This is a genomic window from Bacillus sp. ATD (genome assembly GCF_050585765.1).
In the GTDB taxonomy this organism is placed as follows: Bacteria; Bacillota; Bacilli; order Bacillales; family Bacillaceae; genus Bacillus; species Bacillus stercoris.
This window is the reverse complement of sequence record NZ_JBOBQH010000001.1, coordinates 264,947-291,443: the sequence shown is the minus strand read 5'-3', so window position 1 is coordinate 291,443 and position 26,497 is coordinate 264,947. Positions and strand designations below refer to the sequence as shown.

The 26,497-nt window shown below is 42.7% G+C and carries 23 protein-coding genes and 1 pseudogene; 3 read left to right on the top strand and 21 right to left on the bottom strand.

Annotated features, from left to right (window positions below; translation table 11 throughout):
• Window positions 1-69: 69 nt before the first annotated feature.
• The 15 genes and pseudogenes from ACQXR1_RS01490 to ACQXR1_RS01420 form a co-directional block, all read right to left on the bottom strand.
• A complete protein-coding gene (locus ACQXR1_RS01490) occupies window positions 70-786 on the bottom strand; it encodes an endonuclease V (protein ID WP_326274627.1) in 717 nt (238 codons plus the stop codon).
• A gap of 67 nt (window positions 787-853) precedes the next feature.
• Window positions 854-1,348 carry a hypothetical protein gene (locus ACQXR1_RS01485; RefSeq protein ID WP_134975021.1) on the bottom strand — a complete coding sequence of 165 codons (495 nt, stop codon included), beginning with the start codon at window positions 1,346-1,348 and terminating at the stop codon, window positions 854-856.
• 116 nt (window positions 1,349-1,464) lie between these two features.
• Window positions 1,465-2,118 (bottom strand): hypothetical protein, encoded by a 654-nt coding sequence (locus ACQXR1_RS01480; protein ID WP_430771600.1) that lies wholly within the window; start codon window positions 2,116-2,118, stop codon window positions 1,465-1,467.
• Between the two features lie 76 nt (window positions 2,119-2,194).
• Window positions 2,195-2,746, bottom strand: coding sequence for a hypothetical protein (locus ACQXR1_RS01475; RefSeq protein WP_243571592.1), 552 nt, complete (start codon window positions 2,744-2,746; stop codon window positions 2,195-2,197).
• Window positions 2,747-2,859: 113 nt separating this feature from the next.
• The gene (locus tag ACQXR1_RS01470; protein WP_014665641.1) at window positions 2,860-3,411 is read right to left on the bottom strand and encodes an SUKH-4 family immunity protein; all 552 of its coding nucleotides are present in this window, start codon (window positions 3,409-3,411) and stop codon (window positions 2,860-2,862) included.
• A gap of 4 nt (window positions 3,412-3,415) precedes the next feature.
• Window positions 3,416-5,317: a T7SS effector LXG polymorphic toxin gene (locus tag ACQXR1_RS01465; protein ID WP_430771598.1), complete on the bottom strand. Its 1,902-nt coding sequence runs from the start codon at window positions 5,315-5,317 to the stop codon at window positions 3,416-3,418.
• Between the two features lie 18 nt (window positions 5,318-5,335).
• Window positions 5,336-5,596: a YwqI/YxiC family protein gene (locus tag ACQXR1_RS01460; RefSeq protein WP_003227825.1), complete on the bottom strand. Its 261-nt coding sequence runs from the start codon at window positions 5,594-5,596 to the stop codon at window positions 5,336-5,338.
• 8 nt (window positions 5,597-5,604) lie between these two features.
• Complete coding sequence (locus tag ACQXR1_RS01455) at window positions 5,605-6,027, bottom strand: YwqH-like family protein (protein WP_040081594.1); 423 nt, start codon at window positions 6,025-6,027, stop codon at window positions 5,605-5,607.
• Between the two features lie 219 nt (window positions 6,028-6,246).
• A pseudogene (locus ACQXR1_RS01450) lies at window positions 6,247-6,351 on the bottom strand (hypothetical protein); the annotation flags it as partial.
• A gap of 58 nt (window positions 6,352-6,409) precedes the next feature.
• Window positions 6,410-7,195: a YwqG family protein gene (locus ACQXR1_RS01445; protein WP_069150460.1), complete on the bottom strand. Its 786-nt coding sequence runs from the start codon at window positions 7,193-7,195 to the stop codon at window positions 6,410-6,412.
• Window positions 7,196-7,408: 213 nt separating this feature from the next.
• The gene (uglF, locus tag ACQXR1_RS01440) at window positions 7,409-8,731 is read right to left on the bottom strand and encodes a UDP-glucose 6-dehydrogenase UglF (RefSeq protein WP_430771596.1); all 1,323 of its coding nucleotides are present in this window, start codon (window positions 8,729-8,731) and stop codon (window positions 7,409-7,411) included.
• Window positions 8,732-8,925: 194 nt separating this feature from the next.
• On the bottom strand, window positions 8,926-9,690 hold the full coding sequence (locus ACQXR1_RS01435; protein WP_069838562.1) for a tyrosine-protein phosphatase: 765 nt from the start codon (window positions 9,688-9,690) through the stop codon (window positions 8,926-8,928).
• A 47-nt stretch (window positions 9,691-9,737) separates the two neighbouring features.
• Window positions 9,738-10,454, bottom strand: coding sequence for a tyrosine-protein kinase PtkA (gene ptkA / locus ACQXR1_RS01430; protein ID WP_430771595.1), 717 nt, complete (start codon window positions 10,452-10,454; stop codon window positions 9,738-9,740).
• Window positions 10,444-11,190, bottom strand: coding sequence for a protein-tyrosine kinase activator TkmA (tkmA, locus tag ACQXR1_RS01425; protein ID WP_014665652.1), 747 nt, complete (start codon window positions 11,188-11,190; stop codon window positions 10,444-10,446). The genes ptkA and tkmA overlap by 11 nt, the downstream gene beginning before the upstream one ends.
• 233 nt (window positions 11,191-11,423) lie before the next feature.
• Entirely contained in the window at window positions 11,424-11,567 is a 144-nt protein-coding gene (locus ACQXR1_RS01420) for a hypothetical protein (RefSeq protein ID WP_003242876.1), read from the bottom strand.
• A 202-nt stretch (window positions 11,568-11,769) separates the two neighbouring features.
• On the opposite strand from ACQXR1_RS01420, the gene ACQXR1_RS01415 reads away from it, so the two are divergent.
• Window positions 11,770-13,380, top strand: coding sequence for an SWIM zinc finger family protein (locus tag ACQXR1_RS01415; protein WP_069838559.1), 1,611 nt, complete (start codon window positions 11,770-11,772; stop codon window positions 13,378-13,380).
• A complete protein-coding gene (locus tag ACQXR1_RS01410) occupies window positions 13,367-16,135 on the top strand; it encodes a DEAD/DEAH box helicase (protein WP_430771594.1) in 2,769 nt (922 codons plus the stop codon). Before ACQXR1_RS01415 ends, ACQXR1_RS01410 begins: the two co-directional genes overlap by 14 nt.
• A 124-nt stretch (window positions 16,136-16,259) precedes the next feature.
• Here ACQXR1_RS01410 and ywpJ read toward each other — a convergent pair whose 3' ends face one another.
• From ywpJ to ywpG, 4 genes are all read right to left on the bottom strand, one after another.
• Window positions 16,260-17,117, bottom strand: coding sequence for a phosphatase YwpJ (ywpJ, locus tag ACQXR1_RS01405; RefSeq protein WP_014665655.1), 858 nt, complete (start codon window positions 17,115-17,117; stop codon window positions 16,260-16,262).
• A 5-nt stretch (window positions 17,118-17,122) separates the two neighbouring features.
• Window positions 17,123-17,899, bottom strand: coding sequence for a transcriptional regulator GlcR (gene glcR / locus ACQXR1_RS01400; RefSeq protein ID WP_430771593.1), 777 nt, complete (start codon window positions 17,897-17,899; stop codon window positions 17,123-17,125).
• Between the two features lie 222 nt (window positions 17,900-18,121).
• On the bottom strand, window positions 18,122-18,463 hold the full coding sequence (gene ssbB / locus ACQXR1_RS01395; RefSeq protein WP_014665657.1) for a single-stranded DNA-binding protein SsbB: 342 nt from the start codon (window positions 18,461-18,463) through the stop codon (window positions 18,122-18,124).
• 76 nt (window positions 18,464-18,539) lie between these two features.
• Window positions 18,540-18,923, bottom strand: coding sequence for a DynA interaction protein YwpG (gene ywpG / locus ACQXR1_RS01390; RefSeq protein WP_014665658.1), 384 nt, complete (start codon window positions 18,921-18,923; stop codon window positions 18,540-18,542).
• Between the two features lie 174 nt (window positions 18,924-19,097).
• On the opposite strand from ywpG, the gene ACQXR1_RS01385 reads away from it, so the two are divergent.
• Complete coding sequence (locus tag ACQXR1_RS01385; protein WP_014665659.1) at window positions 19,098-19,508, top strand: YwpF-like family protein; 411 nt, start codon at window positions 19,098-19,100, stop codon at window positions 19,506-19,508.
• 57 nt (window positions 19,509-19,565) lie between these two features.
• Here the strand turns inward: ACQXR1_RS01385 and ACQXR1_RS01380 are convergent, their stop codons facing one another.
• Together ACQXR1_RS01380 and ACQXR1_RS01375 are read right to left on the bottom strand one after the other, a co-directional pair.
• A complete protein-coding gene (locus ACQXR1_RS01380; RefSeq protein ID WP_040081584.1) occupies window positions 19,566-20,204 on the bottom strand; it encodes a class A sortase in 639 nt (212 codons plus the stop codon).
• A gap of 102 nt (window positions 20,205-20,306) precedes the next feature.
• Complete coding sequence (locus ACQXR1_RS01375) at window positions 20,307-26,270, bottom strand: SpaA isopeptide-forming pilin-related protein (RefSeq protein ID WP_430771592.1); 5,964 nt, start codon at window positions 26,268-26,270, stop codon at window positions 20,307-20,309.
• Window positions 26,271-26,497: the final 227 nt, after the last annotated feature.

Here is a 26,497-nt window from a genome sequence, read left to right as displayed (position 1 = left end):
ACAAGGTTTTTGAGATCAGGAAAGCACACAGCATACAAAAAAACACTTGATGGCTTAGAGCCCCAAGTGTTACCCATGATTTTTCTGATAAAACGTTCGCAAGACATGTGTTTCAAGGTCAGCCAGGCGGACAGGGATCGGCAGCCTGCTTTCTTGATTGATTAAGCTCATTATGATCTGATAGCTGCTTTCTAAATCAATATAATTACCGCAAGACAAGAAAATAGGCTTCACGTCCCGCCGCGTCCGCAGCGCCCGGCCATATACCTCGCTGTCAATGAGAATATTGGTGTATGCGCCTACTTCATTTTCAGGCATCACGAAATCACAGCCTTTGATTTTGAGATAGGTTTTCGCAATCCCAATCGTCGGCTTATCCAGAAAAAAAGCCGCATGGGTGGCAACGCCCATATGATTGTAATGCAGATATCCGTTGCCATCAAACAAGAAGACATCCGGCTCCGTCTCCAGCTTTTTGGCCGCTTCAATGATCAAAGGCAGCTCACGAAATGCAAGAAAACCCGAAACGTACGGTACGCTGATTTTCCCCATGCTATGCACTTTTTCAATGACTTCTTTTGTATCAGCGTCAACCACGATAATACTGCACACCCCGTATGGTTCTCCGTTCTGCTCCCAATAGGCGAGATCGACACCTGCGCAGGTGTTAATGGAGTCTGGATGGATCGTGGGGGATAGGTTGATACGATTTTTAAGGAATTGTTGTGTTTGAACAAAATCCGATTCATCTTTTAGATGAAAATCGTGAATTTGATGTATTTCCATTTTACTTTTTTTCCCCTCTTAAAATAGTCTTCTCACTATCTTCCTGCATTTCGATAGACTGATTTCTTTATTGCCTATAACCTTTTTTCAAGGCGATAAAATTCCCATTAGGATAATCTCCATCCCAACCACATGGAAAATAACCCGCTTTATAAATTTTAAAAAGCTTTTCAAAAAAATTGTCTGTTATCCCGTTTACTGCTCTATTTATGGCACAATTATTTAGGTCTGCTACGATCTCTTCAAAAAAAGTATTTAATTCAGTCATAGCGCTTCTGACGTTTACAGAAAAAACATCTAGTAATATGTCTAAATTTTGTGGCTTTTGATCATCGATTAGTTGGTAATATTTGTCCCACACTTCACTCATTTCATTTTCTCTTAGATCATTCCACGTATATTCGTCTTCACCAAATTCAGCTTCATAAGCATAGTATTTAGCTTTTTCTTTATCTTTAATAATTTTAGTAAAATAAGAAATATCTTCTGATGTAACTACTTTAAAGGTTTTGGAAAAGTCAATAACTTCTTTTACCTGATTATGATAATGTCCGTATTTCATTACTTATTATACCACCTTACCTAAAGAACAACTGTAGCGTTACCACTTCTCCCCAGTGTCTTTTTCCGTTCTTACTATTACGTTAAATTGAAAGCAGATAGTGCAACCTGCTTTTATTAATATTCATATTTCATTTCTTTCATAAAAATATAATCCAATTGTTTAATTAATTCTTTAAGTTCAGTACACATAATATCCTCTAAAGGATTTTCCCAATCTTCGTTTTTTATTAGTTCAATCCCGTAGCTTCCGGCTTGATCACCTTCTGGGTACCACCCTACGTCAAGCAGCAATTTTTTTGTCTTATGAGAAATCTGTAGGAGATCTTGATTAAAGTCAAATAACCAAGCATCGTCATTTGCCTCTAGAGTCTTAGGATCAGTATCTTTTAAAGTAATATAATCAACGGTCCAACCAGCCGGTATCTTTAGCCTTAAGAAATTGGGAATCTGTTGGGTTAGCGGGTGCAAATTTTCTAAAACCCCGCTTCCCACATTCCAGATTTGATATTCTAACTCAACTAATAATTGTTCTATCTCATTAAAAGACTTATCTTCATAAATCTTATCTGTATGTAAGCCAGCTACTTTGATATAGTATTGATTATTTTCATAACTTACCTTAATAAAGGCCTTACGTTTTTCATTTTGCAGTATTAGTAATTCACATTTTTCTTGCATTCTTTTTTCTGAACATAAATTGTTCAGTACTACAGACCAGCCATTACAGATTTTTAATGGCTGCAATTGAGAAATATGGTCTCTTTTCATCCCGCTTCTCCTTGCACTCTACATTGTTATACTTTCTATAAAAAAACTTGCCGATGACAACACGGCAAGTTTTTAACTATAGCAATTCTAATACATCAGTAAACAAGGCATCTCCTAATGTTAATCTCCTGTTGAAAGGCTGTATATGCGGCAATTCACTCCACTCATACACAGTATCGTAGTAATCATACAAATAACTGAGTTCAATAAACCCTTTCTCTTGCATTATTTTATTAATATAGTTCGTTCCCTGAATGAATTCTAAAGATTCAGCGGTTCCTACAATGTCATAAGCGCCATCGATTAAATCGTGTCTTAGGGAATAACTATAATCTAATACATAAACAGGAACCAATTTAGATACTTTCATATTGATTTGCTGTTCTAAATGAAAACCATTTTCCCCAGAAAGACCTTGCAAATGGATATCAATTTCTCCTGAAGGATTGTTTAAATCTCTAACTTCAATTTTTTTCAAACCTTTTATTTGATTAAATTCATCAGGTACTTTTATTTTCTCTGCGCATTTGCTCTTGTACCATTCGTCTAATTCCCTATTTACAAATAGACGATGAAAAAGTTTACCAATTTCTGGGTATTCGTTAATAAATCTGATTCCGTGTTCCATAGTTTTAACCATTCCAACTAATAAACTTAATTATTTAAACAATCTAAACGTTTATACGAAGTTCATTATTTTAGGGACTTCCATATCCCATTTTAGGCTGTTAGCTCTCTTCATTATTCATATAAATTTTCTATTTCAGTACCCCAAAAACTTCCTTCTCTTGTACAATTAGAGTCTACTCTTTTGAGTTCTTCTTTTAACCATTCGATTACATCTTCCGGAATATCATTATCAATAAATGCATCCTCACCATTTATGTGTATAGCCTTATCAATCATTTCTGAGAAAAGTAATATACATTCAGCAAATTGATTTATTGAAGAGTTAATAAATACTTCTTTATATTCATTACCATTATCTAAATAAACGATTCTCTCGTTACTTTCAACGATACACACTGGATCTCCTGAACCAGTGGATCCCAACAACCAATATTTTTGAAATGCTTCAGACATATCAAAAATACTAGTTATTGGTTTAAATGATGTTTGAGAGGAAGTAAAATCCAAATAAGGTGGAGGTGTTTCAGGTAAGCCTCCTATAGATAAAAATTGCTTAAAATCCTCTGAAAAAGGAACCTCTATTAGATCATCATATGGAAACTTTAATAACGGACCATTTTTATTAACATCCCAGTTTCTATTAAATTCTTCTGGTAATAACATCTTGTCACCTTCCCCATTCTTTTCTGAATGTTTCTAGTCTATTTGCAATTTGATCATCTACTCCGGTAATTCCCCATTCTTTTTCGACATTATGAATACCGCCATATCCAGGGTGCAAGCTTTTAGGTAAAGCTGCTGCTTGACCTCCTTCTCCAATATGATGATGCCTCATAGGGTCTTTTAAATAATCTGCATACTGTGGAAAATGTTTTATAAATTGCTCATCAACTACTGGAACTCTTCCTCTTTTAATCTTAGCAGTATTTTCAGCACTCCAAAACTCAGGATTATTTTTAAGTAACGTGTTGAAGAATTTTTTCGCATTTCTTTCCCAGCCAGCTGCATTTGTTCCAGATTTGCCTTTCCCCTTAAAATTCATCTCTACTACAAGCCTAGGATCAATTAAATACTTATCATCGTATTTTGAAAGATCTCTGCCTTTATATCCTCTAATCCCATCATATTCACCATCATTACTCCATCTACTCGCCATCTTCACAATCCCAAGATCCTTAACAGCCGTCTTTTCCACATCGACACGGACTGTCGGGATTCCGAATGTGAAGCCATCCGGAGTTACAGGGCGTTCTGCGTACACGCGGACGTTTGTTGGGACTTTGAATTGTTTTACTTTTTCTAATGTCTTGTTAGCTGTTTGAACTTTTGAATGGGTTGAAAGCGGGATGCCTTTATCAATGTGTTTCGCCAATGCACCGGCTCCAACCAAACTCAATGCCGCTTCGAGCGCCCCCTGTTTCCGCTTCTCCTCAGACACTTTGTTTCCGAACATATCCCGGCCTGTGACGGCTTCTGAGAATCCGTTTGACGCAACAAGGCCGTACGCACCCATTTCTGTCATTTTGAGAATGTCTAAGGATTTGCCTGTTTTGTAGGCGTCTAAAGCGTGTTCAGCAGCGATAGCTGCTTTTCCGGTTTTGTAGATGGCTTTTCCGCCTTTGAAGGCCCTGCCTGCCCAGCCGACGACCGGTATGAATCCGGCAGCGGCCATAGCTCCTGCTGTCACACGTTCTGCGGTGGAGAGTTTTTCTCCGGTAACCGGATCAACGCCTTCGGTTGCTCTTTTATAATCATAATAGCCAGTGACTTCTCCAGTAAAGTTGCAAACTCCATCCCATGTTTTTTCGTACCATGGTTTGTTTGCTTCTTCCTCGGCTTTTTCCTGGAGACGTCTTGCTTCTGCTTGCTGGGCTTTTGCATCGATATAGGTTGTTCCTTGATTTTCTACTTCAATGACGCTTTTGTAGACTTCATTGCTGTGGAAGGCTTTTTTGTCATAGTACATAGGGGATGCGCTCTTCCCATTGCTGGTGGCCTGCATGAGAACAGAATATTTGGTGAGCACTGCGTTGTCTAGGGATTCTAAATTTTGATATTCAGTGGTCAGGGATTCATCAAGCTTATCGACAGCTGTGATCGTGTCACGTCTGATTTTTTGGGCATCACCCATCTTATCTGCATAGTCGTCAAGCGTGTACATGTCGAGATCAATAATATCGCTGATGCCTGACAAAATAGAATCGATTTCTTCTTTATGAGCGGAGACAATCTCTGAGGCTTTCAGGTCTCCATTGGGCAGCTCATGATCCAAAAATGAAGTTTCCACATATGAATCATTCAGTTCTTGATCTTTAATATCGCCTGAAATGCCATTTAAAAATGCAATTTGAGCAGAGACAAGCGTCAGCCAGCTTTCGACGATTTCGGCCTGCCCCTGAAAGAAATCTTTAATATTGTCCGCGCCTTTTCCTTTAAAATTATCGCCTAAATCTGCAACTCCCTGAAACGCTTTTTTCAGCGTGTTCAGCTGCTCTTCAAGCGTCTCATATTGCTTTTTTCTGCTCTTCGCTTCTTCGATTAAAGATTTTGATTCAAATACTTTACTCATCGCACTGCCCTTTCTGTTCTATTTTACCGCTATCGCCTCGTCCTGCTCTTTGAGTGAATCTACGTTATCCTTTGTATCCTCAATATTTTTCTGTACCGCTTTTTTGTAATCTCCGAGCATGGTTTTGATGTTCTCCTCACGCTCATGATATTTTTTCGTATAATCGAGTTTGTTTTTTCCATTGGACCCCGCGGCGCCGATTGATACGTCAGCAAGCGCATCTTTGACAGAATCTAATGTTTTGATTACAGTATCGTATTTCAATTTAATTTCTGACATAAAAAAGATCACCACAATTTAATAGATTTAATTTGATTAACAGCATCCTCCAAGAATTCTTCACCCTTAGCAAGAGTATGACCAGCAAAATTCGCTAGCTTTAATTCTTTGTCATAGAGAAATTTCTTAGATTCCAAATGAATAATCTCCATCTGAATCGAAGCCATATACTCGTTATATTTATCATTCACAATCTTGGATGCTTCCGATTTCGCCTCTTCTCTTCCCTTGTCGAAATCATCCGCTTTTGTTCCCGTCCAGTGCTTGCCCAATTCTGGTTTTACAATTTCTTTGATTTCAGTGATTGCCTCTTCTTGCAGTGTGTCTATGTCCTTTTTTGCTTTTTTCAGCTTTTCGATCTTGTCTTCCACGTCGGAAATTTTTCCGTTAAGCGAACTTTTGATATCCGCCAGCATACTTTCATAACCCATCTGAATCACCTCTTAATACTCAAAAAGTCGTATGGAGGGGCTGATGAAGATAGACTTTTCCATACTTTATTTCCATATATTATATTTTAAAATAGCCAGAAGGCGGCTTAAATAGGGTAAACGGCTTAATTTAGGCTTATAACACTCTTAAAACATAGGTATATGATCTTGTTTTTGTTCGTTATACAGCTAATAAAAGCGTTTTACGGAATGGAAATACCTAAAGTCATAGTAATAAAGGCACTTGAAAGAGGCAGATGTTGTTGATCTGCCTCTGTTCATGTTTATGTTCTTCATCGGTTCGGCCACGTCTGATTTTGTCATTTGGCTTATATTATTTCCGCTTCTGATCAGGTATGACCCTTTGGATCAAAAGCTTGTATTAGCTGCAGTCCCAGTTGTACAGAACGTTTGAAAAGTCTTTTTTTCTTAAATCGTCAGGTGTGATGAAAAAATTGGCGATGCCGACGTCTCCCCACATTGAATCGATATCATCGTCTGAATCAATTTGCAAAAGCATGATGGTGTGTTCTTTATATGCGTATTCCCGCGGATCATGCTGGGTAAAAGAAGCGTATCCGCCAATTTTATGGCCAAATCCGTTTTCAGCCAGTTCATTATAAACGTCTTCTTCATCCTCGTCGAACTGGCCAAAGAACTCCATTGTTTCCATGCCCGTATACTGCTCAAATTGAAAATCTGTCGGCAGGACCCATTCCGAAGATTTCACAGGCTCAACTGCTGCTTCTGATAAAATCGGAAAATCACATTCGCCTGTGCCAATAAATGAAAAATCAGAAACAAGCTCGTCTTCGTTTTCTATGATATTTTCAAAATAGATCACTCTGAAATCCTTTTGTTCACATCGATCGTCAAAATTCAATCCATAGACATCATCATGAACAGAAATGTAGAACTGCAGGATACCCGAAGAAGGATAGCCGTCAAGCTGGGGAATGTGCGAGAAATTAATCTGCGCCAGAAGCTTCATCGGCTGTCCATTTTCATCAGTCGGGTATGTTTCATGCTTGGGGAAATAGGGATCACCGGCAATTTTACTGTCATATCGTCCTGTTTTCCCTTTTCGGACATTCAATTTTACGTATTCTTTCGCTGATTTCTCCAGCAATTCGCGGTACGGTCTCATTTTTTCAGGCAGATGATTCATCAGATGACTCTCCTTTTCCGGCATCTCCAATTATTTTTGAAAGATTTTATTTTCTGGTTTTCTTCGTTTCTTCTAATGTTTTATCAAACGATTGTGTAAAGAAGCCCTAATTCTGCATACTTTTCCAAACAATAGTTAAATAGTAGCAAATGTATTCAGCACCCCGCAATAGACGAAAAAAAGACTGGTGCGCAACCAGCCTTTCTTTTTCAATTATTGAATTAAACCTGACGGCACAACCGCCTTTCGTCCGACAGAATAATACTCCACTCCTGCAGCCAAAGCTTCATCCAATGTGTAGCAGTTTCTGCCGTCAAAAATGAGCGGCGTTTCCATCAAATCCTGATAAGCCTCTAACGGGAATTGTTTAATGTCAGACCAGTCGGTTAAAATCATGACGGCGTCGGACCCTTTGACAGCTTCCTCGATCGTCTCTTTATATTCAACAGCTTGCGGGAGAACATGCTTTGCATGGCTAACTGCAATGGGATCGTAAGCTCTAATACGGGCGTCGAGCGCAGCGAGACGGTCTGCAATGACAATTGACGGCGCTTCCCTCATATCGTCCGTATTCGGTTTAAATGACAGGCCTAAAAGGGCAATCGTTTTTCCCGTCACCCCGCCAAGCCTGTTCAGCGCTTTATCAACCAGCATCGCCTGCTGATTGTTGTTGACTTTGATAACCGATTTCAGCAGTTCAAAATCATGCTCGACATTGCCGGCAATTTGCACGAGGGCGTTTGTGTCCTTTGGAAAACAAGAACCGCCGTAGCCAATGCCCGCTTTTAAAAACTGGCTCCCGATCCGCTTATCCTGTCCCATCCCGTAGGCGACCGCTTCGATATCGGCGCCGACCTTTTCACATATATTCGAAATTTCGTTTATAAAACTGATCTTAGTGGCCAGAAAAGCATTTGAGGCATATTTGATCATCTCAGCGCTTCTGATATCCGTTTTGTAAATCGGGATTTGAAACGGACGGAAGAGCTCCTCAAGCGTATCGGCTGTTTTCTTATCGGCTGTTCCGATCACGATCCTGTCTCCATGAAACGTGTCAAAGATCGCCGACCCCTCACGCAAAAATTCCGGATTGGATGCGACCGATATACTGATAGGCTCAGCTAGATGTTCAGCGATCAGTCCATTAATCAAATCGTTTGTCCCGACGGGCACTGTGCTTTTCGTTACCACAATGGCATCTCGTTTGACATGCTGTGCGATGCGTTTGGCCGCATCTGTAATTTGCTCCAGATTGGCGTGTCCGTCGCTTTTCTGCGGAGTGCCGACCGCTATAAAAATGATATCTGCCTGTGCCAAGCCTTTCTCATTACTCGTTTCAAAGTTCAGCCGCCCATCAGCTGTATTTTTTCTCATCAGCTCTTCAAGACCAGGTTCAAATATGGGGGAAATGCCCTTTCTCATTTCATCAATCTTGTGAGCGTCAATATCAATGCAGGTTACATGATGTCCAATCTCAGAAAGAGAAACACCTGTCACAAGACCGACATAGCCTGTTCCGATGACTGTAATATTCATTGTTTCCCTCCAACAGTTAAATTGCTGCTTTGCAGCTTCCGTAATATCGTATGAGAACATCCTATCATGAATGCGAATGATCTCCCGCATAGCCTGTCGGGTACAGCCTGTACAGATTTCTGAAATGTGATTCAATCATACAATACACTATTATATCGCTCTCAAAAAGAAAGTGGTGAAATGAGAATCAGCTGTTAAAAGAGACCAAACAATTTTCTTCTTTTGACCGGTTGCGGAGGCTGTCTGAAGATGGTCTGGTTCCGCAGGAGAAGCTCCGCATTTTCCGTCAGCATGTAAGGAAGGTCCGGGCCGAATTCTTTCTGTAAAACATAAAGGGCCTCTTGAGTGTGAAAATTTCTCGTTTTCACATTATGGGCATCTGAGGCTACGAAATGGATCAAATTGGCTTCAACTAGCCGGAGAGAAAATGCTTTCAGCTGCTTGCCGAAGGTCCCCGCAAGACTTCCTGAAGTCATCTGAGATGCTGCTCCTTTTTCCACAAGATGATACAGCAAGGAGGGGTTTTCGCGAATTTCCCTGTTGCGTTCAGGATGGGCGATAACCGGAATATATCCTTTCAGCTGCAAATCATAAAAAAGCTGCTCCGCATATCGGGGAACGTGATCAAACGGAAACTCAATCAAGATGTATTTTGTGTCATTCAGCGAAAGAAGCTGCCGTTTCGCAAGGTCTTGTTCCACATCGCCGTAGATTCTGATTTCCTGTCCCGGAAGCACATGTAAAGGGATGTCTTCTTTGATTAAACGTTTGTTTAACTGATCTGCCGCTTCTTTGACTGCGGCCGGCTCGTTTTCATACACACCGTTTTTATGATGAGGTGTCGCAATGATCGTCCGGATTCCCTGACGAACAGCGGCCTTTGCCATTTCTATGCTGTCAGCTGAATCACCTGCCCCGTCATCCATTGCCGAAAGAATGTGACAGTGAATATCGATCATGTCCTAGCCCCCTTTTTCACAAAAATAAATAACGGGCACGATGCACGTTATTTATTTTGCATGAAATTGTCTTTGTTTCCGTAATAACCGTATTCAGAGTGCTTTGAAAGCTTTTTGCCGTTCATGATCGCTCCAAGGAGCTTGCTATTGCACGATTCAAGCGCTTCTTTCGCTTTTGCGGCTTGTTCTTTTTCTGTTTTTCCGCTTGAAATAACCAGAACAGAACCGTCTGCCACGTTGCCTAAAATCTGTGCGTCTGCTACGGCAAGAATAGGCGGCGTATCAAAAATCACCATATCATATGCCGCACTCGCTTCGTCAGCAAGCTCCTTCATCCACTTCGAGGAGAGAAGCTCGGCCGGGTTTGGCGGGATCGGTCCGCTCGTCAGCACGTCAAGATGTTTTTCATTTGAGGCTTGCACAGCTTGCTCCATTGAGCTTTTCTTTAATAAAACAGATGTTAAGCCAACCGTGTTTTCAAGAAAAAAGGCCGTATGTACTGTTGGTTTCCGCAAATCAGCATCAATCAGGAGCACTTTTTTTCCCTGTTGGGCAAATACGACAGCCAAATTGGCGGCCGTTGTTGATTTCCCTTCCCCCGGACAAGCCGATGTGATCATAACTGATTTCATTTGCCGGTCCACTGAAGCAAATTCGATATTCGTGCGAATCGTCCGATATTGTTCAGAGTTCAAGGATTTCGGTTCTGTCATTGCAATGACATTCCTGCGCATCCAAGAGCCTCTGCTTTTTCTAAGCGCCAAAATGTCCACTCCCCGCTTTTTCAGATTGGAAACCCTGTATGGCTTTTGCTGTTTTCTGCTCATTCGCAATGGTGGAAACCGTCCCTAAAACAGGTATGTCCAGCAGGGATTCGAGCTGCTCTTCCGATTTGATCGTATTATCCAAATGCTCAAGCAGGAAGGCCAGTCCGATGCTTCCCGCCAATCCGGCCGCAAACGCGATGGCGATGTTTAAAAGCGGCTTTGGCGATACAGGGGACGGATGTTCTGAAACCTCGGCTTTTGACAAAATGCTGACATTGTCAACATTCATAATGGATGTGATTTTGTCTTGAAAAACAGATGCTATAGTATTGGCAATATGTGCCGCTGTTTCCGCGTTTTCATCCCTGACTGATATGTTGACCACTTGGGAGTCCTGTTCGCTGGATACGGTAATTTTGTCATTCAGTTCTTGGGATGTCATCGACAGGCCCATTTCTTTAATGACTTCATCTAAGATGGCAGGGCTCTTAATGATGACATTGTACGTATTGATTAACTGAAGGTTGGTTTGAACATCGTTAAATTGGACTTCTTTTCGGTCGTTTTTCGATTGATTGACCAGAATCTGAGTTGAATTTTCATAGATGGGTGTAAGTGCGAAGAAACTAATGAGTCCGCCTGCAGCAGTGGCAGCTGCGGTTACAATCATAATCAAAAGTATGCGTTTTGTTAACGTTGATAATATCTCTTTTAAGCTAGTAGATTCTCCCATGATACCTCCAAATCTCTTATAACATCCTTTTCCATCTACGATTATACAACGTTGAAACCGCATTTCTAAAGCTTTTCACGTGACATAATTCGACATTTTTTTACAAAACGTTATGTTCCTTCATTTTATGTAAGCGCTTTACCAACCGTCTTGACACTGCTGCCTCTTTTTCTCTTATTCAGGCAGTCACATCATCTCGCATAAAAAAATCCCGCTAAAAGCGTGCGGGATTTTTATGTTGCATATCCATTTTTAATATGAGAAATCAAATTTTCAAGCATTTCCTTCGTCGTCATTTCAGATGACTGCTCACCAATTTCATGTGCATGCATCAAAATTTTCAGAAATTCTTCTTGATTCAATTTCTTTTCACTCATCTTTTTTTTCCTTTCAGCTTCCATAAGTTGAAAACACGATTATTATATGATGCCGGTTATCAATTTGCAATCTCTAATACATCATTCGACACATCCCATTTTTTATGTCCTTTTTTAGGAAAAACTTTTTAAGGCCGATGTGTTGCGATATAATAGAGAAATTGGATCTTTTTATTACGTGACTCGGTTAGGAGCGATAATCATGCTTCAGAATATGATTTCCAAAGACGATGTGCTGGCATCTGCTGAACAGTTAAAGGAACTTCTTCCTTACAATGAGGAAAATGTTCAGCTGATCAAAAAAGCCCTTATTTTATATCGGCAGGATTCAGTCTATCGTTTACAAGCAGTGAGTCCGACGGAAATTACGGCTTACGTGCAGGATGTTGTGCCTGTGCGGGTCACATTGAACTTGTTTGTCATAGTCAAAAGCGGCTGTTCATGTCCGTCCGGAAGAATCTGCCGCCATATGCTGGCTGTGTTTTTATATGTATATGCAATGTTCGAGCGAGTGGGTACTTTTACAGAGTATTGGCTGGAGAGGGAAAAGCTTGAGGAAAGCAAGGAGCTCGTCCGCCGCCAGTTTCAGGAAAAGGTGCTGCCGAATGAAGAATCGCTTTCAAGCTGGCTCACTTTTTTTGATTCAGAGTTTTCTCTCTGGCAGGCACGCACGCCAGAAGGCAGCCAAAACATGCAGGGCCTCTATTACGGCTACCTGTCCGCATTAAAAAAACATGCGCCGAACAAACCGGAGCTGAAAAGCCTGTATCAGATTCATTCTGCGATTGCGGTTTGGCTTCGCATGTTCACATTGATCGAAGCAGGCAAGCTGAACCCCGAACAAGATTTTTATTCCCTCAATCCGTACGTTGAACAGCTGATGGATACAATCTACAGCTCTATTGATAAATTAAAAACGTACGCACTGTCTTTTGCGCTCGATCCATTTTTGGATAAAACACCGGATGTTATCCGGCATTTGTTGTTGAAAGAAGAAATTTTCCAATATGAACGCATCCGTGTCTTTGGTGAAATTTGGAGTGCGCTGCTTTCGCGTCCAAAATGGGTGACACGCGAACAGGAGATATTGAAAAAAGAAGCAGGACGGCGTTTTTCTCCTGAATTGCAATTCGGGCGCCTGCATTTGGAGTTCCTGCAAAAGAATGATGACGTTATTTTTGCGGAAGTTGATCAATTCCCGCCGGAAGCGCTCCCTTATACGTTCCAATGGCTGAGTGAAATGACTGCCAAGAAGGACTGGAAACGGCTTAAAACATGGTACCAGCAAATTGAACCGATTGCGATGGGTTATACGAAGCTGGATAAGCCGTTTAAAGAGATTCGCGATGTGATCGGCGAGCTGTTCCTTCTGCTGAATGCCTATGTGAAGCAAACCAATGATCAAGCGCTTTTTGAACGCTATGCCGCGGGCTGTCTGCCGTATACGTTCACAGAATACAGCCATCATTTATATGAAAAAAAACGCTATGCCGAGTGGATTGAAATTCACAGCCTTGTCGGCTTTTCCATCAATGAAATGGATAAAATCATGCTGAAGGAAATTGGAGCGAGCGACCCAGAGGCGCTTATACCCGCTTACCATAGAGAAGTGTCCTTTTTTATCGATCAGAAGAACCGCAGCTCGTACAAGGAAGCCGCCCGGTATTTGAAAAAACTGCGCACCCTGTACAGAAAAGCGAAGAAGCTGAAGGTGTGGGAGCGGTATATTCAGCAGCTGAGCTCACATTACAAGCGCCTGCGCGCGCTTCAAGAAGAACTGCAGAAAGGAAAGTTGATTGATGGCGAGTCTTAAAGAAATTCTCATCCACGTCGAACAAATGGAAGATGGATCATTTACGCTCTCGGCCTTTGATGAGAATGAGCAACCTCTTCCCTACAGCCATATGAAAAAGCATTTATTTCAATGGCACGAATCCTCATTTTACGGAACCTTTCTTGAGGATGTCAGCTTCATCGGGACAACCGCTGTTTTGCTTTCTCCATGGATGACTGTAGAGCTTCTCGGCAAAAACTCGTTCAACTCATTCAGCTCCGTGCAGCTTACAAAAGAAACGGAGCCGCTGATCGAGGCGGCATCGACCATCTATGAATTTATCGCAGACGGCGATTTTATGCCTGACTATGAAGCATGGACAAACGGTGTTTTTCGCTGGAAGGACCGCGACAATATATTGGAAGGATTTACTGCGGAATGGTTTTCCGCTGCCGTTCAGGATTACATCCAATATGACGATGACCTGCGGGAGAAATGGGAACACATCAAGGAGAAATCGCCTGCGGTTACGACATTCCGCGGCCATTTTCTTGATGAAGAGGATTTTTTGGAGGGGATTGGCTGGATTGACGATCAATCTCCATTTACAGTCGGCTTGCGCTTAAATGAACCGGACTTTGACGGAGACGATTGGAAAATCGAAATGTTTTTACGTGATAAAAAGAGCGGTGCTGTAGAATTTTTTGACGGGCTGAAGAGCCTCAAAAAATCGTGGCAGGCGTACAGCGATAAAATTGCGCGTGAGCAGGACCGCTTTCACAGAACGGTTCCGTGGCTGTCATTTGATTCCGGGACAACACTGATCTCTGAGGAAGAAGCCTGGATCTTCCTATCAGAAGCAAGTGAGACGCTTGTCGATATGGGCGTTGAAATTCTGCTCCCATCCTGGTGGCAGATCGTCAGAGACAGCAACATGATGCTGAAGGCAAAAGTGTCGTCCGCCCCGCGCGGCGAGTCATTTGTCGGCATGAATGCGCTGCTTGACTTCAACTGGCGGTTTGCGACAAATGGAATTGAGCTGACCGAGGCTGAATTTAATGAGCTCGTCGCCAGCAACAGGCGCCTCGTTAATATACGGGGGCAATGGGTAAAAATCGATCCGCAGTTCATCAAACAGATGAAACGCCTGATGGAAAAAGCGGAATCGGAAGGACTCCACATGTCCGATATTCTGGCGCGTGAACTAATGGATCAGGGGGAAGGCGGGCTTGAGGATTCAGATTTGATTGATACATCCGCTTTTGCCGGTATTCAATTTGATCTGTCCAAACAGCTCAGGTCACTGATTCGAAAGCTCACTGCCGCAGAAAACCTGCCGGAACACGAAGTCAGCCCTTCTTTCCAAGGGACACTCCGCCCTTATCAGAAATACGGCATGAACTGGCTGCTGTTTCTGCGGGAAAGCGGTTTTGGCGCCTGTCTGGCTGACGATATGGGGCTTGGGAAAACGATTCAAATGATCGCCTATTTTCTGCACGTGAAGGAAAGCGGCCGGCAAAAAACGCCTCATTTGATTATCGCGCCGACATCCGTACTCGGCAACTGGCAGCGGGAGCTTCAAACCTTTGCCCCTGATCTGTCTGTCGCGCTCCATTATGGGCCGCGCCGTATAAAGGGTGATGATTTCGCCGCTCATTACGAAAACGCAGACGTGGTGCTCACTTCATACGGATTGTCTCATGCCGATTCGGAAGAGCTGTCTTCTGTGACATGGAGCACGATTTGCCTTGATGAAGCGCAAAATATTAAAAACGCGCATACGAAGCAATCACGTGCAATCAGAAAGCTGAAGGGGCTTCATCATATCGCGCTGAGCGGCACGCCGATGGAAAACCGTCTGACTGAGCTGTGGTCCATTTTTGACTTCATGAATAAAGGCTACCTCGGCAGTTTGACAGGCTTCCATAAACGCTATGTGCTGCCGATTGAAAAAGACCGGGACGAAAAGAGAATTGGACAGCTTCAGCAGTTAATCCGGCCATTCCTTCTCCGACGGACCAAACGTGATGAAGAGGTCGCGCTTAATCTTCCTGAAAAGCTGGAAGAAAAAGAGTTTATTCCGCTGTCAGCCGAACAGGCATCACTTTATGAGCAGCTTGTCAAAGACACGTTTGACCATATGACATCACTGACCGGCATGCAGCGAAAAGCGCTGATCCTCAGCATGCTCGGACGGCTTAAGCAAATATGCGATCATCCCGCGCTCTATTTAAAGGAAGAGCAAACCGAGCTGCTGGCTGGCAGATCAGTCAAGCTCGAAAAATTGCTGGAACTGATGACAGCGATCCGCGCCCAAAACGAAAGCTGCCTGATTTTCACGCAATACATTCAGATGGGGAACATGATGAAGCGGCTGCTTGAAAAAACGTTCGGGGAACCTGTGCAATTTTTAAACGGGAGTCTCTCCAAGCAGGAGCGGGATACACTCGTTGAGAAATTCCAGAGGAAAGAATATCCGACACTGATTCTTTCACTCAAAGCTGGAGGTACGGGACTTAATTTGACCGCCGCTAATCACGTCATCCATTATGACAGGTGGTGGAACCCAGCGGTTGAAAATCAAGCGACTGACCGTGCATACCGCATAGGCCAAGAGCGCTTTGTCCACGTTCATAAAATGATTACGACTGGAACAATCGAAGAAAAAATTGATGCCATGCTCGAATCGAAGCAAACCCTGAACGATCAAATTATCCAAAGTGAAAACTGGATTACCGAGCTTTCCACACAGGAGCTCGAAGAACTGTTTACATTAAGCGCAACAGCGCAATGATCATGACTAAAAAAGCTGGCTCTATAGAGCCAGCTTTTTTCCGTTCATAGCCGTCACGCCGAATTTCCAAAGAATCCGTTACGCCGGTTATCAACAGGATGTACTTTTGGTGCAGCACCTATACCTACAGCAAATGCTTAATCATATGTGCAACACCATGTTCGTCATTGGTCAAGGTGACAGCGTCGGCTATCGCTTTAATATCTTTCCGGGCATTGCCCATCGCTACCCCTTTTCCCGCAGCCTCAAGCATCGATTTGTCATTTAAACTGTCACCTACAGCCGCGGTTTCCTCGAGCGGAATGCTCAGCCGTTCCGCAAGCCTCTTCAGCGCCTGCCCCTTGGAAGCTTTGCGGGAAGAAAGCTCAAAGTTGTGCTCAGCCGAACTGACAAGCGTCAAATCTTCAGCGTGCTCATATCTTTTCCAGCCTGCCTCAAGCTTTTCTTTAAAGAAAGAAAAGCCGAGAATATTATAAAAATCGATTGGCTGATCCGCTTCAAACAGCTCTTGAAAGGAATTAATATAAGCAAAGCCCGATTGGCTGTATTGCACCTCGGCCGCCTGCATAAGGACAGAAAGATCTGCTTCCGGATTTGCGCTTCTGAATCGGTCCAGTTCAACGTCTAGAAGTTCTCTGCCGTTTTGCGGTGTATAAATGGCTGAACCTGAGAATACCTCGTAATAATAGTTCTCTGATTCAAGCCATGAGAGAATGTCATACGCCCTTTGCTTATCAATGGTTTCGTGATGATAAAGCCTGCCGTCGGGATCGTGAATGACGGCGCCGTTTGCGCTGATGACCCACGTTTTGATCCCCAGCGGTTCAAAAATTGACCTGACATCAAAATGAGCGCGCCCAGTTGACACCACCACTTCAATGCCGTCCCGCTGCGCCTGCCGCAGTGCGTTTTCATTTTCCAAGCTCACCTGATGCTTGCTGTTGAGTAAGGTTCCATCTAAGTCAATCGCAATTAATTTCATGTTTGTCAGCCCTTTCCTTCATCCTGCTCTGTCACGAGAAGCTCCACGCCGTTGCGGTCAAGCAAGTCACAAAATGCCTGATTCGGCAGCCTGTCTGTGATCAAGAGATCGATTTCATTCAGCTCTGCATACTGATAAAAACTGGTGCTGCCCAGCTTCGAATGGTCTGCAAGCGCGATTACCTGCTTTGCCTGCTGAATCATTTTCCGCTTCACCATGCCATCTTCTTCATGCGCAATGGTAATGCCGTATTCGGAAATACCGACCACACCGATCACCGCTTTATCGACGTGGTAGCTTGAGAGCTTTTCAATCACAGAGGCGCCGTACAGAAAGCGGTGCTCCTTTTCCAGCTTGCCTCCCAGCAGATAAATTTCAATTCCTTCTTTATCGGACAGCACATCCGCAAGATTAATTGAGTTGGTGATTACGGTACAATCAACCGCTTGCAAATGCTTTGCACAGGCCTGAACGGTTGTCGAAGCATCTAAAATCACCCGGTCACCATCATGAATAAGCGATGCTGCAAGCCTGCCGATCTTGTTTTTTTCCTCTGATACTGTTTTCAAGCGGCCGGAATAGCTTTGAATTTTCTGATGAACAGTCGGCAAAATGGCGCCGCCTCTAGTGCGGATGATGATATTCTGTTCCTCCAGCTTTACTAGATCGCGTCTCGCTGTATCCCTTGACACTTTCAAGAGCGTACAGATTTGCTCTGTTGTAATTCGGTTATGCTGTTTTAAAAAATCCAAAATCGCTACTAATCTTTCTTCTTGGTACACGCCCTCATTCCTTTTCTTAGCAATCATCTTTAAGTAATTATAAGTTTTTTATTAATTTTATTCAACATTATTAAGTGTTTTTAAGCAAAAATGCATCATAGGAACCAATTTTTCCTAAGTAAACAAAAAGAAAGAACCAGTCTGGTCGACTGGTCATTTTTGAGGGGATGATGCGGAGATCCGAATGAGTGAATGGATAGAAAACGGGAGGAGCGGGGGTTGTCAATCAGCAGCTTTTTCCCGGGGTTTAGGGTCCATAAAACGAACAGTGTCAGCCAATACTTCTGTTACATACACGTTAACCCCTTCTGCGTTTTCATAGCTTCTTGTCTGAATCCGTCCGCTTACGCCGACAAGAGAACCTTTTTGGCAATACAACGCGGTGTTTTCAGCTGTCTTTCTCCAAAGTGTGCAATTGACGTAATCAGCTTCGATTTCACCTGAAGCATTTTTGAAGCTGCGGTTCACCGCGAGCGTAACGTGGGCGACTGCCGCACCGGCGGAAGTGTAGCGAAGCTCGGGATCTTTTGTAAGACGTCCGACAAGCATGACCTGATTGAACATGCGATTCCTCCTCTCCTTGCGGTTGTATGTATTGTAAATGATGCAACAAGAAAAGAAAAACGCTTAAAAATGGCTTTCAGCCTCTGTTTTTATCTTTCGTTTTCATTTTCCCTTCAGCTAAAAACATCTTTTGCTTTTTCCCTTTAAAGAAATATGTACTTTTTAAAAAACGGAAAAAGATTTGCTTCGTCAGCCAATTTTGCGTATTCATGCGCACATAGGAAGAACCATCCCACGCAAACCACTGAAAGCTCAACTTTTTTTCCGGCATTGACAGCTTGATTTTATACTGCTCCATGCCATCTTGTGTTTCGTATAAAAAACTTATCCTTCCTTTTTTGTTCAGATGGACCTCAAACACTTCCTTACGGCTTAACATATATGTTACTTCCTTTTGAATCAAATGGTTTTCAGAAGGAGCGCCGTCAATATAAATTTCCTTTAAACGAAATTGATTCATACCACATCTCTCCGTAATCCATAGTCAGTTACAGTATAATGAAAAAATAGAAATTATTAAATGTTTCACTCATACAAAATTCTTTAGCCCCAGCATTGCAGCATTTTTTCCTCGAAAACGTTTATGTTATAATGGAAGGCAAGAAATCTTTGGAAGTAATCGGGGTGAGAAGAAATGAAAACCTTTAAACTGGTTGACCTGAATGTGGAACGAGTGGACAAGGAAGAACAATCAATTGAACAGTTTCCTCTTATTGACGGACTGATTATCAATAAAGAAGACGGTGAAAATCACTGGCTGATTGAAGCGCTTGTACAGAAAGAACATCTATCTTTTTTTGAACAGCTTCAAAACAGCCAATCTGAAGCCAAAGTATTTGTAACGATTACGAAAAAAAGCAATCGCCCCGCCCAGCTGACAGCAGCAGTGAAAAATATCGTCAAGCTGGAAGAAAGCATACAGGTTTTACTCTACGGACAAATGGTCACAAGAAAACAGCAGGGCACTGAGACCATACTCGAATCCCTTGTAAAAGAGGGCTATACAGGAACAAAACTTATTGAGGCATTTAAGCAAAAAATATAAAAAAGAAGCGAAAAAGCCGCCGTTCTAAAACGGCAGCTTTTTTTCACTCTTGCATAATTAATTGGTATGGCCAAAAGAATCAACCAATTCCCCTTTCACAACGAGGCGCCCTTCGGTTTTGACCGCCTTGTCACATGTGATTAACGTAATCTCCTTTTTGTTTGTCTCCTCAATTACATCTGCATCCATTTCCGATATGATGTCTTTAGATGTCACAGAATAGATATAATCTTTTTTAAAATCCGTGATAACAATTTGGGCACCTGTTTTTACGTTTTCCAGAGGCCCGAACAGAAGACTCTTTTGCTTCAAATGATGGCCTGCCAACGGATAATTTCCCTCGCCCATTTTTTGATCCGGGCGCATTGTTGCCGCCCCTATCAATAGATTTTCGTTGGTTGTTCCTTTTACGATCGGAAGCTCCAGATCGACGCTTTTAATCGTTATCCGTCCAATAACCGCTTTTTGATCGTGTTCAAAGCCGGCCTTTATGGCATCCATCAACTCAGGCGGTTCGATTGAATCAAATTCAAATTCCGCTTCTCTCTCATTATTTTTTTTCAGCTGCTCCACAGTTAAGGCCGACTCACTTTGGCTTTTGCTAAGATAGGCTATGATTCCTCCTTTGATATAAGGAGAAGAGATCAGCAGCAGTCCTAAAAGAATGAACACCGTAATGATCATTTTTTTGTACATGCAAAAAACCCTTTCTTATGCTTCCTTCTAAAAATGCGCCGTGTCAGTTTCACTTTTAAAAAAGCACCTGATCGGTTCTTCAATGATCAGGTGCCTTCCTATTTATCCTTTTCTTTGTTTCTTTCTTGAGGCAACAGCTAAGCCTCCGCCTGCCATAAGCAGCAGGATGCCAATCATGGCCGTCAGCATGCTGTCTGTATCTCCGGTTTTTGGAAGAGTGTTGTCTGTGTTCGTCTGACCATCCGAGCTGCCAGCTGTACCATTGGTTTTCGAATGATCTCCATCATCTTTACCATTTCCGCCCGGTGTAGGTTTATCAGGATGATCATGTTTATCTGGCGTTGGTGTTTTCACTTTTTGATTAGAAACAACGATCTCAACAGCTTTTGACTGTCCTTTTTCAATTGTGAATTCAATCGGTGTTTCATCAAGTTTGTAACCTTCGGGAGCCTTTGTTTCAATCAACTGATAGCTTCCAGGCGCAAGGCCTTTTACAGTGAACTGTCCATCGTGATCCGTTTTCCAGAGTTCAGAAAGCTCTTTTCCATATCCGTCAGTTTTTACAGGCTTGCCGCTTTCATCCAATAACTTGAATTCAGCGCCTTCCAAAACGGTATTTTTATCATCTTGATCCACTTTTTTCACATTTACGTCACCTAGTGCCAATATGTTTTCCGCGGTGATTTCGACTGTTTTCGTGTCTGTGTTTGTGATCTTGAACGATATAGGAGTTTGGTTCAACTCATAATCTTTAGGCGCTTTTGTTTCAACAAACTGATATTCGCCAGCTTTAAGGCCGTGCACCGTGATTTGTCCTTTGTCATCGGTAACCAAACCGGACTTCAGCACTTTGCCGTTGGCATCTGCCAAATTGAACTCCGCGCCTTGCAGAACTTTATTTTTATCATGCTGATCCACTTTGGTGAGAACGACAAGGTTCTTTGTATTAACCGCTGTCACTTTCACTTGCTCAGGTTTGCCGCCATATTCTGCTTTAATGGTGAATGACACTGGTTTTTCGGATAAAAGATATCCATCTGGCGCCTGTTTTTCAACAAATTGATAGCTTCCCGGCGCAAACCCGTCAACTTCAATTTTACCGCCTTCTTTTGAGACTAGATCGTCTCTCACAGTGTTCCCATCGCTGTCCGTGATTTTGAATACCGCACCTGCTAAGCCTTTTCCATCTTGGTCTTCCTTCGTCAGCTGAACCGATCCTTGATAGTTCACGACGATTCCGGCATCTGCGGATTTTGGCTTTCCTGCGGCTGATTCAGAAATGATAAACTCTTTTTTCTCCGTGTTCAGCACATAACCGGCTGGCGCTTTCGTTTCCACAAAGGCATAGCGTCCCGGCGCAAGACCCGTAGCCTTCACTTTTCCGTCTTTATCGGAAGTCAGCTCTTCTTGAACCGTATTTCCTTTTTCGTCGACAATGTTGAAAACTGCACCTTCAAGCTTCTTGCCTTCAGCATTTTCCTTCGTCAACTCAACGGAGCCTTTATGGTTAATGGCGATTCCGGCATCTGTAGCTTCAGGCTTTCCTTCAGAGGAATCAGAGATCTCAAACTCCATTTTCTCTGTATTCAGCACATAGCCCGCTGGCGCTTTCGTTTCAACAAAAGCGTAGCGTCCCGGTGCAAGGCCTGAAGCTGCGACTTTCCCGTTTTTATCCGAGGTCAGTCCTTCTTGAACCGTATTGCCTTCCTTATCGATAATTTTAAAGACGGCTCCTTCAAGCTTCTTGCCATCGGCATCTTCCTTCGTCAGCTCAACAGAGCCTTTATCGTTAACGACGATTCCGGCATCTGCGGCTTCAGGTTTTCCTGCTGCAGATTCTGAGATGGTAAATTCTTTTTTCTTTGTATTCAGCACATAACCCGCTGGCGCTTTTGTTTCCACAAAGGCGTAGCGTCCCGGCGCAAGGCCCGAAGCCTCAATTTTTCCTTCCTTATCTGAAGTCAGCTTCTCTTGAACGACCTTTCCATCTTGATCGACAATGTTGAATACTGCGCCTTCAAGTTTCTGGCCTTCAGCATTTTCCTTCGTCAATGAGACTTTCCCTTGGTAGTTGGTCATTTTCCCCAAGTTAACGTCAGACACTTGATTCTTTTCATTCTTTGCGATTGAGAAGTGAATCGCTTTTGTATTTACGATAAAGCCTGCAGGAGCTTGTGTTTCTGTCAAGCGATAGTAGCCCGCCGGCAAACCGTTCATTTCTACTTTTCCGTTTTTATCCGATTTGATATCTGTTCGTATGAGAGTATAGGTGCCGTCATTTGACTTTTTCTCCAGCTTGAAAACAGCACCTGCCAAAGGATTGTTTTGTTCGTCTTGTTTGATAAGCGTCACCTTGTTCTGTTGATTTACGACTTTGTACAGCACTCCATTCTTGGAGGAGTTGCTGTCTATTTTCACAGAGACTCCTTTTGCATAAGCATCACTGATGGTATATCCGTCAGGCGCTTTTACTTCTTTTAATACATAGGAACCATAGCGAATATTTCCAAATGCAAGCTTCCCGCCGGCATCCGTCGTGCCAGTGCGGAGGAGCTGTTTGGAGTCCTCAGACCATAACTGGAATTCTGCTCCTTCTAGAGCTTTATCGTCCTCTCCAGTCTTAAAAATCGTCAGGCTTCCTTTTTCTCCAGATCCGGAACCGTCACCGCTTGAAATAGCAACAAAGATCGAGCTGCTGTTTTCTTGAGTCTGCTCCTTCACATTAGTTCCTGAAATGGACACCTTATTTTTAACATGGCCGCTCGTGCCGGCTATGTTAATCAGAGACCGGTATTTGATCACATAGGCACGGTCAATTTGTTTATAGCCGCCTATAAATGTCAGGACAAATGATTGTTCACCTGTTGTATTGTCCGTTTTGATGTCTAACGTGTAATCCTTGTCTTTTTGAAGCTCAAGATCGCCCGCGGTCAGATTTCCGCTGCTGTCTTTGACCACTCCGTTTTCATCATATTTTGCTTGATATACTTTAAAAGAATCTGCATCTAAAATTTGATTTTCATCCGGCGTGTCTGTGACTTTTACATCATCCAGCGTTGATTGGCTGGAGTTGACATTGATGTTCCAATCGATGTAGTTTCCATTTTGTTTGCCGCCTTTGAAAACCAGGCTTCCTCCGTTCGTAACTGAAACAGAGCCCGTCAACGTACGGTCTGCATAGCCGTCATTATAGTAGGTTGCCTTGTTTGTGTACTGATTCTGATCAATGACCTGTCCTTTGAGTGATGTCTTAAACTCAATCAGATATGGTACAGAATCGCCTGTTTTAAGATGTACCGTCAGAGTGCGTTCATTATTCGCAGCAGGCTCTTCGACATCATACTTGGAAGGATCAAGCGCATCTCCTTCTGTGATCGAGCCGTTTTTATTGATCGTATAACTCTTAACGACAACGGAACCCGGCACAAATTGCTGAGGATCTGTTATAGCATCTTTGATATAAGGATTTTTCGTCGGCTCGCCGTTATAGTTGACGCCGATTTTCCACGTGATTTCCTTTGAAACCGCGTTGTATGAACCGTTTTTAAACCCATTATTTGAAGTCTGGTGATTCGGCGTAAAACCGCTTGATACTTTATTCGTGCGCTCATTGCCGTTTTGATCAGTCCATGTCGACTGAGCTGTATTCTTAACGCTTTCGTTAGAATAATCGGCATTGAATGTTGTCGTATAAGTGATCTTAAATTGACTGTCTGTTTTTGCATAATCCCCGATCAATGCCAAAGTAAAGCCTTTATGATCCGGTTTTTTTGTTAACGTGTAGTCTTTGTCTTTCTGCAATGTTTTGTTGTTCGTTATGTCTTGAAGCTTGAGCGATTCATCAAGCAGAACCATTCCGCCGCTTTCAAATTGATCATCCAAAGTCCAATTGTTCATCAAGTATTTATTTTTATTAACGGTAATCGTCCAATCAACCGTCTTCTTTTCATAATCTACGTTTGAATATCCTTTGATGAGATTCTGCTGAATGGCTATTCCGGAAGCTTCTTTTGAATCCCCTGTTCCGGTCACCACGCTATTGGTGTATGTTGTAGATTTATCAATGATCACTCCGCTGTTGACCTTTGTTTGATATGTGATTTTGTAAGCGCTGGTAATGGTTTTATTAAATTTGATTTCAAATCCGTTTCCATTATCGATCAGCGTGTAGTCTGCGCCTTCCTTTAAAGGCGTTCCCGCTTGCTCGCTGCCATTCTGTCCAAAGGTAATAGGAACAACCTTCAAGGAATCTTTTACAAGATGCAAATCGCCAGTTCCAAAAGAATCTTTAATGCTGGCCTTGGATTGGTCGATCTGTTTCTCACCGTAGTTATATGCAAGAGCCCAGCTGAATGTTTGAGATTCTCCATCATAGCCTGTTGATGATTTCGCAATCATTTTTCCATATTTGGCTGCAACAGTGGCTTCTGCAGAAATAGGCTCCAGTTGATCTCCGCTGAATGCTGCCTTGTTCGTCAGCGTTATATTTCCGCCTTCACTCGGCTTCGCACTATTGTCAATGTCGGTTTCGTATACAAGGCGGTAGGCTGAATCAATTGTCCCGTCAAATGTGACATTTCCTTTTGAATCAACACTGTAGCCGGAAGAAACTTCATTTCCTCTGCTGACAGAACCATCAATGTTCACATTGAGTTCATACACTTTAACTGAACGGTAGATTACGCCATCTGGAAGGCTTTCCGTGAGTTTGGCATTTTTGACTTGATCCAACTTTTTATTGACATCGACCGTCCATGTTACTTTACCAGGGTTGATGCCTTTATCCAGCACACCAGATTTATCAACGGTTTTACTCACATTGGGTTTAAAATAAACTGTTGTTTCAGGCGTATCGGCATTCACAGGGAATGGAATCTTTTGTGTTGTCGAACCCGTAATTTTTTTCTCGTTGAACTGCGTATTGATAACCAGAGTACCTTTGACATGAGAACTTTCTTTTATCTCGCCGTTAAATGTCATCACCACATGTCCGTTCGTATCAATAGAAAATGTCCCGTAGGTGGTGTCTCCGGCACTTAAAGGCAGGTTCACAAGGTCATTATGCATAATAAATTCTTTAGGCAAATCAAATTCATATTTATCGCCGGCATTGATTGTTTTTCCTAAATCGTCGGGAATAGCCCAATCAATTGAAATTTTCACCGGAGAATTCGTATTGGCGCGATTGCCCTTGTCATATGGCTCTCCGTTTGCATCCGTCAATGTCACGCCGGTTAAAATATTTTGCGTGATTTGTTTTTCTTCAGTTTGCAAGCTTTTGAAAGCTGTTTGACTTGAGGTTGACACTTTTTTTGAGTCATCACTCTTAGAGGATTCGCCTCTCTTAGAATCCGCTGATGGCTGCTGTTCTTCCTCTTTTTGCTCCTTGCTGACTGAAGGTGCAGATTTGTCATCTTTCCCTTCCTGATCACCCGCAGTATCAGAAGAGTCGTTTTTTGGCTCTTCCGCCTCGCCATCTGGTGTCTCCTCTTTCTTAACAGGGATGATCACCTGCTGGGTTATGCCTCCTCCTAACTGAAAAAGGGCTGCTGCTGTATGTTCATCGTCTTTTACATCTGCAGTAAACTTAGCTGGCAGTGTAATGGTCCCCTTGGCATCAAGAGAATCCCCGGCTGCAGTTGTTAATTTTACCGTCATGGTGCTGCTGCCCGCCGGCACTTGATAGCTGCCGATGACCTGATCAGCAGATTTGATCTCACCTTCTGCACTTTTATCAAATGTAAAGCTTTTAGGTATCTCCACATTGATATCCTGTTCGCTATCTGCTTTTTTGTCTTTTTTCAATGACCATTCATATGTCAGTGTCACGTCGTCCCCCGGTGTTAGTGCCGGTTCGCTTCCTTTTGATCCGTCAACAATCCGGCCCTTGGCGTCCTTAACTGTTACCGAATCGAAGAATTGACTGTCACTTGGCGTTACGTCTACAGCCTGTGCTGTAAGAGTATAGCTGGCGATCTGGCTGAAGAAGAAAAAGATGGCAAGGCTTATGATCATAACGATCCGCCCGCTTTTTTTCAGCCCTAAGGGAAAACTCCTCGTTCTCAACTTTTCATTCCTCCCTCTCCTATCTATTTTTCACTTGCCGATTGATCCGCGAGACCATAAAATCATGTCTCATCCCCCACAATGAACTGCTAATACCGAATGTGCTCCAAAACTAAGATTTGCCATCCGAACCAAACTACATTGTATGAAATGGAACTATACAATTTCTGTACAACTCAAAAATCATGTATGATTGAAGTGAATTGGAGAGTTGAAGATTCAACCAG

Coding starts and splice junctions, on each gene's coding strand:
- ACQXR1_RS01490 (WP_326274627.1), bottom strand. CDS start 786: ATGGAAATACATCAAATTCACGATTTTCATCTAAAAGATGAATCGGAT.
- ACQXR1_RS01485 (WP_134975021.1), bottom strand. CDS start 1,348: ATGAAATACGGACATTATCATAATCAGGTAAAAGAAGTTATTGACTTT.
- ACQXR1_RS01480 (WP_430771600.1), bottom strand. CDS start 2,118: ATGAAAAGAGACCATATTTCTCAATTGCAGCCATTAAAAATCTGTAAT.
- ACQXR1_RS01475 (WP_243571592.1), bottom strand. CDS start 2,746: ATGGAACACGGAATCAGATTTATTAACGAATACCCAGAAATTGGTAAA.
- ACQXR1_RS01470 (WP_014665641.1), bottom strand. CDS start 3,411: ATGTTATTACCAGAAGAATTTAATAGAAACTGGGATGTTAATAAAAAT.
- ACQXR1_RS01465 (WP_430771598.1), bottom strand. CDS start 5,317: ATGAGTAAAGTATTTGAATCAAAATCTTTAATCGAAGAAGCGAAGAGC.
- ACQXR1_RS01460 (WP_003227825.1), bottom strand. CDS start 5,596: ATGTCAGAAATTAAATTGAAATACGATACTGTAATCAAAACATTAGAT.
- ACQXR1_RS01455 (WP_040081594.1), bottom strand. CDS start 6,027: ATGGGTTATGAAAGTATGCTGGCGGATATCAAAAGTTCGCTTAACGGA.
- ACQXR1_RS01445 (WP_069150460.1), bottom strand. CDS start 7,195: ATGAATCATCTGCCTGAAAAAATGAGACCGTACCGCGAATTGCTGGAG.
- uglF (WP_430771596.1), bottom strand. CDS start 8,731: ATGAATATTACAGTCATCGGAACAGGCTATGTCGGTCTTGTGACAGGT.
- ACQXR1_RS01435 (WP_069838562.1), bottom strand. CDS start 9,690: ATGATCGATATTCACTGTCACATTCTTTCGGCAATGGATGACGGGGCA.
- tkmA (WP_014665652.1), bottom strand. CDS start 11,190: ATGGGAGAATCTACTAGCTTAAAAGAGATATTATCAACGTTAACAAAA.
- ACQXR1_RS01420 (WP_003242876.1), bottom strand. CDS start 11,567: ATGAGTGAAAAGAAATTGAATCAAGAAGAATTTCTGAAAATTTTGATG.
- ACQXR1_RS01415 (WP_069838559.1), top strand. CDS start 11,770: ATGCTTCAGAATATGATTTCCAAAGACGATGTGCTGGCATCTGCTGAA.
- ACQXR1_RS01410 (WP_430771594.1), top strand. CDS start 13,367: ATGGCGAGTCTTAAAGAAATTCTCATCCACGTCGAACAAATGGAAGAT.
- ywpJ (WP_014665655.1), bottom strand. CDS start 17,117: ATGAAATTAATTGCGATTGACTTAGATGGAACCTTACTCAACAGCAAG.
- ssbB (WP_014665657.1), bottom strand. CDS start 18,463: ATGTTCAATCAGGTCATGCTTGTCGGACGTCTTACAAAAGATCCCGAG.
- ywpG (WP_014665658.1), bottom strand. CDS start 18,923: ATGAATCAATTTCGTTTAAAGGAAATTTATATTGACGGCGCTCCTTCT.
- ACQXR1_RS01385 (WP_014665659.1), top strand. CDS start 19,098: ATGAAAACCTTTAAACTGGTTGACCTGAATGTGGAACGAGTGGACAAG.
- ACQXR1_RS01380 (WP_040081584.1), bottom strand. CDS start 20,204: ATGTACAAAAAAATGATCATTACGGTGTTCATTCTTTTAGGACTGCTG.